The 8,679-nt window shown below is 36.1% G+C and carries 7 protein-coding genes; 2 read left to right on the top strand and 5 right to left on the bottom strand.

Annotated features, from left to right (window positions below; all coding sequences use genetic code 11):
• Positions 1-350: 350 nt before the first annotated feature.
• The 4 genes from P9B04_RS09820 to pcrA form a co-directional block, all read right to left on the bottom strand.
• The gene (locus P9B04_RS09820; RefSeq protein WP_342054810.1) at positions 351-1,559 is read right to left on the bottom strand and encodes a glycosyltransferase family 4 protein; all 1,209 of its coding nucleotides are present in this window, start codon (positions 1,557-1,559) and stop codon (positions 351-353) included.
• Positions 1,560-1,580: 21 nt separating this feature from the next.
• Positions 1,581-2,807, bottom strand: coding sequence for a glycosyltransferase family 4 protein (locus P9B04_RS09815; protein WP_342054809.1), 1,227 nt, complete (start codon positions 2,805-2,807; stop codon positions 1,581-1,583).
• Between the two features lie 19 nt (positions 2,808-2,826).
• Complete coding sequence (locus P9B04_RS09810) at positions 2,827-3,315, bottom strand: acyl-CoA thioesterase (protein WP_342054808.1); 489 nt, start codon at positions 3,313-3,315, stop codon at positions 2,827-2,829.
• An 84-nt stretch (positions 3,316-3,399) separates the two neighbouring features.
• Entirely contained in the window at positions 3,400-5,721 is a 2,322-nt protein-coding gene (gene pcrA / locus P9B04_RS09805) for a DNA helicase PcrA (protein ID WP_342054807.1), read from the bottom strand.
• 448 nt (positions 5,722-6,169) lie between these two features.
• On the opposite strand from pcrA, the gene trxA reads away from it, so the two are divergent.
• On the top strand, positions 6,170-6,493 hold the full coding sequence (gene trxA, locus P9B04_RS09800) for a thioredoxin (RefSeq protein WP_342054806.1): 324 nt from the start codon (positions 6,170-6,172) through the stop codon (positions 6,491-6,493).
• 619 nt (positions 6,494-7,112) lie between these two features.
• Here trxA and glyQ read toward each other — a convergent pair.
• Positions 7,113-7,985 carry a glycine--tRNA ligase subunit alpha gene (glyQ, locus tag P9B04_RS09795; protein WP_342054805.1) on the bottom strand — a complete coding sequence of 291 codons (873 nt, stop codon included), beginning with the start codon at positions 7,983-7,985 and terminating at the stop codon, positions 7,113-7,115.
• 212 nt (positions 7,986-8,197) lie between these two features.
• On the opposite strand from glyQ, the gene P9B04_RS09790 reads away from it, so the two are divergent.
• Positions 8,198-8,629 carry a hypothetical protein gene (locus tag P9B04_RS09790; RefSeq protein ID WP_342054804.1) on the top strand — a complete coding sequence of 144 codons (432 nt, stop codon included), beginning with the start codon at positions 8,198-8,200 and terminating at the stop codon, positions 8,627-8,629.
• Positions 8,630-8,679: the final 50 nt, after the last annotated feature.

Here is an 8,679-nt window from a genome sequence, read left to right as displayed (position 1 = left end):
TTGATGACTTCTTTTCTATTATAAAAATGTCCTAACCAAAATGCGTAGTGCTATAGAAGCATTTCGTACAGCTATCTCTTACCGTTTTCATAACTGGTTAAAGAATAATGCTGACGTATTCGCTAGATATAAAGCTAGTTTTGGCTACATTTGGGCTTGAAATTAGCTAAAGTCCCATTAGTACAAAATGAGTCTAATTCTAGTGACTGGAAAGTTGATCCCCATCTTTTTGGTTCGATTGAGAAACGTACTAAAAACTGGATAGAATTTATCAAAGAATCAGATGCTCAATTTATTGAGAACAGATTAAATAGTCTCATGGAGTCTCTAGAATACAGTAGATGCACTGATTAATTAACTAATTTTGCTATGAGTTTTTCGACTTCAGGTGTGATCGCTTCCCAGGAGTATTGAGATTTGACTAATTGAAGACTTTTTTCCCTTAGAGAAATCATGAATGATGGATTATTCCAGATTTCAAATATCCCTTTAATAATATCTTCAGGAGTGTCTTTAATCAGAAGGTGTACTCCGTTTTCTACTTCAATTCCTTCTGCACCTTTAGATGTACTAATAACAGGACAACCACTAGCTAACGCTTCGAGGATTTTTAAACGGGTTCCTCCTCCTTTTTGTAAGGGAACAACCATGACACTTGCTGCCGCTAAATAGGGGCGGACATCGGGGACACTTCCTGTTACTATAATGTTGGGATCTTCCTTTGATGCTTGTTGCATTCTACTATTTGCATTACGTCCTACCAATAATAGTTTAGTGTCGGGATAATGTTGTTTGACTTGGGGATAAATTGTCTCAAGAAGAATGTCAGCTGCGATGGCATTGGGTGGATAATTATATTGTCCTAGGAATAAAATATTGTGGTCACTGGGGGCTAAATTACTGGGGTAAGATTGTTTCCCCTGATAAACATCGTTATAATTATTGACATTAATTGTATTAGGAATAGTATATACATTTTTGTTACTTCCATACAGATTATTTAACAGGTTTTTATCGTCTTCACTACAAACCCAAACTTGGTTAGATTGTCTAATAAAATTTTTTTCAATAGCTTTTAGTCTTGGTAGTTTTAATTTTAATTTACCGTAATTTTGCTGTAGCAAATCTGCTTCAACATTATGATTGTCTAGGATTATTTTACAAGAAACTGCTTTAATTACTTTTAAGTAGTGATAAGTCCACAATTCTTCGACAATTACAACATCAGGACTGAATTTATATAAAATATTTCTTAGTCTTTTTCGGATATTTCCTTGATCCAGAATATCAATATCTGGATAACCAAAAGGACGAATTGGCCACAGTTTACGTCGATAATTTTCCCAGGTGTTAATAGATTTGTTAAGAGTAAGATGCTCCCAACATTCAATCCCTGGTAGTTCTACGGCACTAATGTTTTCTGAACCAATTGAGACAATACATACTGGTCCATAATCTTTCATGATATTAATATTTTGCCAATTCCTTAAAGCGGCACCTCCCAAAGGAGGATAAGGAAGATATCGAGTTAAAAATAGGGTTTTAATTTTAGATTTCATGATTAAATAATCAACTAATAATTATGAAAGATCTCTGATGATAGCTTGAACTCTCTGATAGTTTGCCTCCCAAGAATATTTTTGTTTAACTAATTCATAAGCATTGTTTCTTAGTTCTAAACTTAAAGAAGGTTGTGACCAAAGTTTTTCTATTCCCTCAATTATTTCTTCAATACTGTTTCTAATTAGTAGATGTTTTCCGTCTATTGCTTCTATTCCTTCGGAACCTTTAGATGTACTAATAACAGGACAACCCGAGGCAAAAGCTTCTAGGATTTTTAAACGGGTTCCTCCTCCATGTAGTAAAGGAACAACCATAACACTAGCAGCCGCAACGTAGGGCTGAACTTCTCGGACGGTTCCTGTAACAATAATATCAGGGTCTTGCTGAGCTACGTCTAACATTTTTTGGGTGGGGGTTCTTCCTACCAACAATAATTGACAGTCTGGATAAATTTTTTTGATTTTAGGATAAATTTTATCGATTAATAATTCTCCAGCAATTCTGTTAGGATAGTAGGAAAGTTGCCCTAAAAATAGGATAGTATGTTCCTTATTTTTGATTTTTTCGATTGGTTCGTATTCCTTATTAAAGGCTTTTTTATAGTTATTAATATTGACTCCGTTAGGCACCATATAAAGAGGAGTTTCTTTCCCATACATTTCTTGAGATAGTTTTACATCGTCTTCGCTACAAAGCCAAACTTGATCCACTTCCCGAGTCAACTTTTCTTCCATTCCCCTTAAATGAGAGGTTTGAATTTTAGCTTTTAGTCGGGTTCTTCCGTTTTCTTGCGATCGATCTGGTTGTGCCGCTAAATGGGCTTCGACGTTATGATTATCAAGAATAATACGGCAAGGAAACTGTTGAACTACGGACAAATAACGATACAACCAAACCTGTTCTATAACCACTATGTTTGGTTTAAATTCTGCCATGAGTTCCTTTAATTTTTGGGCCACAAAACGACAGTAAGGCCAGTCTGCATCTGGGTCACCTATGGGACGCAACCACCATAAACGCCTTTCTAACTCTTCCCAAACCGTTCTTGTTTCGTCGACGTTATAGTGTTTCCAAAGGTCAACTCCTGGCAATGTATGGTAGTTGGGAGTCCAGTTAGCAGCCGAAAAAACGGCCACTGAACCAAATTTCATCATCACGTTCATATTTTGCCAGTTGCGTAGGGAAACCCCTCCCTTTACGGGTATGGGGACTTCTTTGGTAATGAATAAAGTCTTGATGGTCATAATTGAGAGAATCTTAATATTATAGTAATTTGACCAGTATATCTTTAACGCTAGGGGGAAGTTGACGCATAATTTTTCCTTTTTTGCGATCGACTGCTACTAAAGTTATCTTTCCCGTCACATAAAGCTGTTGGCGATCGCTAGATTCAATGCGATAATCAAAATACATCTTTACTCCTGTCATTTCTGTCATACGGGTTTTGATGATGGCGACATTCCCTAACTGAAGCCCCCTATGGTACCTTAAATAAGATTCGACTACATTAATGTCACATCCAAGTTTAACTAATTCTGCAAATTTAAGCCCCATCGACTCCAAATATTCTCCCCTTGCAGTTTCCATCCAAGTTAAATAGGTACCATGCCAAACAATTCCCCCGTAGTCGGTATGATGGGGTTGTACCTTGACAGAATACTCAAACCACTTTTCTGTGGTTGCTTTGAGGGGGTTTTTAGAGGTTATAGCTGAGGTGGGAGGAAGTTGGGGGGACTCTTGTGAAGAAGACAAGGGAATACACTCTACTGAAATATAGGGACTTCTTGGTGATTAGTTTATCAGCGATCAGTGAGCAGTTACCAGTTAACATTTATATTATTGTCCAATTTTGGTGATGGAGTTGGTTCTTGGATCAACAATTTTACGACCAAGTCCAGAAAATTTAATAGCTAGATTTATTTTTTTTCCTGAACCTAAGACGTGGGTTATTTCCCCTTCCCCAAAACTGTGATGAATAACCCTATCTCCCACTGCCCATTTAATATTTTGAGAACTAATACTTGTTTTTTTCTGATATGCTTTCTTAGGTATTTGGCGAATATTACTATTAATTAAATCTGCTGGTATTTCTTGTAAGAATTGAGAAACCACCTTCATTTCTTTTGAACCCCAAACATATCTTTCTCTGGCGTGACTAATAAATAATTTTTCTTGGGCGCGGGTAATGCCAACATAACATAGTCTTCGTTCTTCTTCTAAGGATAAAGGATCGTTTAAACTACGAACATGGGGTAAAGTTCCTTGTTCTAATCCCACTAGAAAAACAATAGGAAATTCTAACCCTTTAGCAGAGTGTAAGGTCATTAACGATACTTTTTCTTGTCCTTCATCCAGGTTATCTAAATCTGAGGCGAGAGAAGCATTAGTTAAATACCCTTGTAAACTGGTGTCTTCGTTTTCTTCTTGATATTGAGCGATCGCACTGTATAATTCATAGATATTTTCTAGTCTATTGTCAGCTTCTTCGGTTCCTTTCTGTTTTAATTCATCTACATATCCCGATAATTCCATGACTTGATCGAATATTTCGGTTGCTGAAGTTTGTTGTAATTTTTCTTGTAATTCTTTGATCATATTCGCAAATTTATTTACCGATTTAGCAGCCCTCCCTGCTAAGGTTGCCACCGATGTTTCATCGCTAACAATTTCCCATAAAGGTATCTCCAACTCTTGGGCTGCTTTCAAAAGAGAATCAATAGAAGTTTTACCAATTCCTCGACGGGGAGAATTGATTACTCTCAGTAAACTAACCGTATCAAATGGGTTGACAATTAACCGTAAATATGCCAGAGAATCCTTTATTTCTTGGCGATCGTAAAACTTAAATCCCCCGACAATTGTATAAGGTATATTATTCCGAATTAAATTATCTTCAAAGGGTCGAGATTGAGCATTGACACGGTATAACAGGGCAAAATCTCCCCAGTTCAATTCTGGGTTTGTCTCTACTAATTCTTGAATTTTATTAATAACAAAATCTGCTTCTATTCGTTCATCTTCTGCTTTATAGCAGTAAATTTCTTCTCCTTCTCCTCTGGTGGGGCGCAAAATTTTATCGATACGTTGACTATTATTTTCGATCAGTTGATTAGCCGCTTGTAAAATAGTTTCCGTGGAGCGATAATTTTCCTCTAGTTTCACCATTGTTCTTGTATCTTCATCGGGTAAACCGTCCCCAAAATCTGATTGAAAGTTCAATAAAATAGTAAAGTCTGCCATACGAAAACTATAAATAGATTGATCCGCATCTCCTACTACAAAAATAGAACGATTTTGCCAGTTCCATTCGTTTTTACGGGTTTCTCCGTTGGTGGTTAATAATCGAATTAAATCATATTGAATACGATTGGTATCTTGATATTCATCTACTAAAATGTGTCTAAATTGAGAATGCCAATAGCCTAGTAGAGACTCGTTTTGTTGAAATAACCGTACAGGAATTAAAATCAAATCATCAAAATCTAGAGCATTATTCGCAGCTAGTTGGTTTTGGTATTCGTTATAAACCTCAGCAATAATACGACTTTTAGCATGGGAATTTTCTTTTAAATAATCTTCAGGGGACAAGCCTAAATTTTTAGCATTGCTTATGGTATAACGAACATTACGGGGATTAAATTTCTTATCGTCTAAATTAAACTGTTTGAGAACAATATTTTTCACTAAACTTTGAACATCTGATTCATCAAAAATAGAAAAATTACGCTCCCATTGCCGCCTTTTTTCATCTTGATATTTATTAATATCGTAGCGCAGTATCCTAGCACATAAACTATGAAAAGTCCCAATCCATAATTTTTTCGTCGTCTTTTTATAAACTTGGGAAAGTAACCTTTTTTGATCGTAGTCTGAGAGAGAATTAAACGGTTGACCGTGCTGTTTTAAAGCCATTTCTTGGGCAAATAATCTCTCTAGTCTATCTTTCATTTCCCGTGCAGCTTTATTAGTAAAAGTTACTGCTAAGATAGACTCTGGATCAACTTGATGATGGGTGATCAAATGGGCAATTCTATAGGTAAGAGCGCGGGTTTTGCCCGAACCTGCCCCGGCAACCACCAAAAGGGGTCCACAGAAATGTTCAACAGCAATACGTTGTGAAGGGTTTAGTTGAGAGAGAAAATTAGTAGAAACGCTCATAAAACTTTACAATCGGGTAGCAAACCTAAACTATCTTGATTTTATCCTCTAATACTTAATAACCGAGATTGTCTCATAATCTCTAAAAACTACCCCAACCGCTTCTGGGGATAGAAAACAAACGGGGTACGCTTTTTTAAATTAAACTTCCCTGAAAAAATGCGATCAGGTATAACTGCCTAGCTTAACATATTAAGCAAAAAAAAAATTTTCAATAAAGCGAGATTTAGTGCATCAAAATCGAAATTTTCCTCTACAATAGAGGAGGCGGAGACAAAAGTTTCCGTTCACTCCTCACACCACACTCCGCCCGGCATTTTGTTCGGGCGGTTTCTTATGGGAGAAAAATCTACCTGACCTTAATACTTGTAAAAATACAGACAGTTTTGAGTATGGTAGAATTCTAGAGTAATCTAGATAAACATGAGCAATCAAAGGAATTCATAATATGTCAGCTGCAGCTCAAGTTACAGATAGTAGTTTTAAAGCAGATGTTTTAGAGAGCGAGGTTCCCGTTCTTGTGGATTTTTGGGCGCCTTGGTGCGGACCTTGTCGTATGGTCGCTCCCGTCGTGGAGGAAATAGCGGAACAGTACGTAGGTCAAGTTAAGGTTGTCAAGCTCAACACGGATGAAAATCCTAACACTGCTAGTCAATATGGTATTCGGAGCATCCCAACTCTGATGATTTTTAAGGGAGGTCAACGAGTGGATATGGTTGTGGGTGCTGTTCCTAAAACAACTCTCGCAACAACCTTGGAAAAGTATCTTTAAGTTTTGATACAAATCAAGACTGCATCGTAAGAGGTAAGCTGTTTTTGGTTTACCTCTTTTTTGCTCCCTAGCTGAAATTTGCTAACATATTGGAGATGTATTATTTTTTGATTAAGAATGATACAGAAATAAAACAATAAACAAAACATAAAGATAATAGTTTGCACCAATACTAGTAGAAAAAATTCTTAAATTATTCCTACAATTTAAAGTTTTATACATTAGGTTCCATGCCAGCAGCCCTTAATTGAGCCGCTAGACGTTCAGCTTTCTGCTTTTCAAATTCAGCCTTTTGACTTTCCTGAATAGCAATTTTCATTTGCATAGATTACAAACTCAAAGAAAAATAGTCCCCACACTTCCCACCCCTCCCACACTCCCCACCCTCACTAAACCGAGATTTTGATACACCCAATTGAAAACTGCTATGAATAGCTAATTTTGAACCCCAGAGTAACAATTCTTCGGCTTCATTCCACCAGCAGAACCAATAGACTTTTGGTTCTCCTCTAGTATCTTCCCAAAGCCCAAAATAAAGCTGTACAAGATGAATTCATAACATAAGTCATCTTACTAAGGTGCAAGAAAATAATTAGAAAAATTTTCGTATATTTAATTATTACTTTTGTAAAGGAAAATTTAACTGTTCCCTTTGTTGCAAGTATAGTTTACCTACTTCTCGCGCTAAATTACGAATACGACCAATGTAACGGGTTCTTTCCGCTACAGCAATGACTCCCCTTGCATCTAATAAATTGAAAGAATGAGAACACTTTAAAACATAGTCTAATCCTGGAAAAACTAAGCCACGATCAACTAATTGTTTTGCTTCTTGTTCGTATAAAGAAAATAGTTTAAACAATAAATTTGCATCAGAAACTTCAAAATTATAGGTACATTGTTCTACTTCGCTTTGTAAGAAAATGTCTCCATAATTTATGTGATCGTTCCACTGAATTTTAGTAATTGCTTCTACTTCTTGGAGATACATGGCTAACCGCTCTAAACCATAGGTAATCTCAATGGAAACAGGACGACAATCAATGCCACCACATTGCTGAAAATAGGTGAATTGAGTAATTTCCATCCCATCTAACCAGACTTCCCAACCTACACCCCAAGCACCCAAAGTAGGGGATTCCCAGTTGTCTTCTACGAAGCGAATATCGTGATCTTCGGGCTTAATTCCCAATGATCTTAAAGAGTCTAAATAAATTTCTTGAATGTTATCAGGAGAAGGTTTAATTAATACTTGATATTGAAAATAATGCTGAAATCGGTTAGGATTTTCCCCGTAACGACCATCGGTGGGACGACGACAAGGTTCTACATAACCCACAGACCAAGGCTCAGGTCCAATTGCCCTCAGAAATGTATGGGGACTCATTGTACCTGCACCTTTTTCCGTATCGTAAGGCTGAACAATTAAGCAACCGTAGTTGCTCCAAAATTCATTGAGCTTAGCAATAATTTCCTGAAAATTAATTGACACCTTTCGTTTAACTTCCTTGTATTAATTATTCTTTTTAATTATAGCTCATAGTAACAAAATAACAAAATAATCTAGATTATTTTAAGAATATCTCGTGCTAACTGTTTTTCAATAACAAGAATCAAAAATAAAGTTTCACCAAAATTTTAATACTCATCAGCGATGTGTAAGTTAATGTAAAAAAGATAGGAAATAAGTCAAAATAAAACTAAATGAAATTTTTTAGTAGACTAAGCATTCAATCGAAACTAATGTTGATGTTACTAGCTGTTAGCATTGCTTCTATTTTAGTTATTAGTTACGTTGGCTATACTAGTGGAAAAGAGGCTATTTTAGAAAATATATATTATCAAATCACAGAATTAAGGAACTCTCGGTCTAGACAAGTTCAATCTTACTTTAATTATGTTCAGAATCACGCAATTACTTTAGCAGAAGATCCAACTATTATCGATGCGATGGAGTCTTTTACAGAAAGTTTTAATCAATTAGAAAATGAAGAAATTACTGGGGGGATGATTTCTGCTCTTTGGCAGTTTTATGAAAAAGATTTTATTCGCCGTCTTCAAACTAATGTAGATGGAAATCCTACAGTCTTAACTTACTTTCCAAAACAAAATATTTCTCGCTATCTTCAGTATTAGTATCTTCTCAAAAAGCCAGGGGTCACTCGCTGCGAAAACTTAGGCCAAAC

The sequence above is a fragment of the Crocosphaera sp. Alani8 genome, assembly GCF_038442745.1.
Lineage (GTDB): Bacteria > Cyanobacteriota > Cyanobacteriia > Cyanobacteriales > Microcystaceae > Crocosphaera.
This window is presented reverse-complemented; position numbering and strand designations above follow the sequence as displayed.

Bases quoted from the DNA above. Each gene is read 5' to 3' on its own strand.
- P9B04_RS09820 (WP_342054810.1), bottom strand. From the start codon at position 1,559: ATGAAATCTAAAATTAAAACCCTATTTTTAACTCGATATCTTCCTTAT.
- P9B04_RS09815 (WP_342054809.1), bottom strand. From the start codon at position 2,807: ATGACCATCAAGACTTTATTCATTACCAAAGAAGTCCCCATACCCGTA.
- pcrA (WP_342054807.1), bottom strand. From the start codon at position 5,721: ATGAGCGTTTCTACTAATTTTCTCTCTCAACTAAACCCTTCACAACGT.
- trxA (WP_342054806.1), top strand. From the start codon at position 6,170: ATGTCAGCTGCAGCTCAAGTTACAGATAGTAGTTTTAAAGCAGATGTT.
- P9B04_RS09790 (WP_342054804.1), top strand. From the start codon at position 8,198: ATGAAATTTTTTAGTAGACTAAGCATTCAATCGAAACTAATGTTGATG.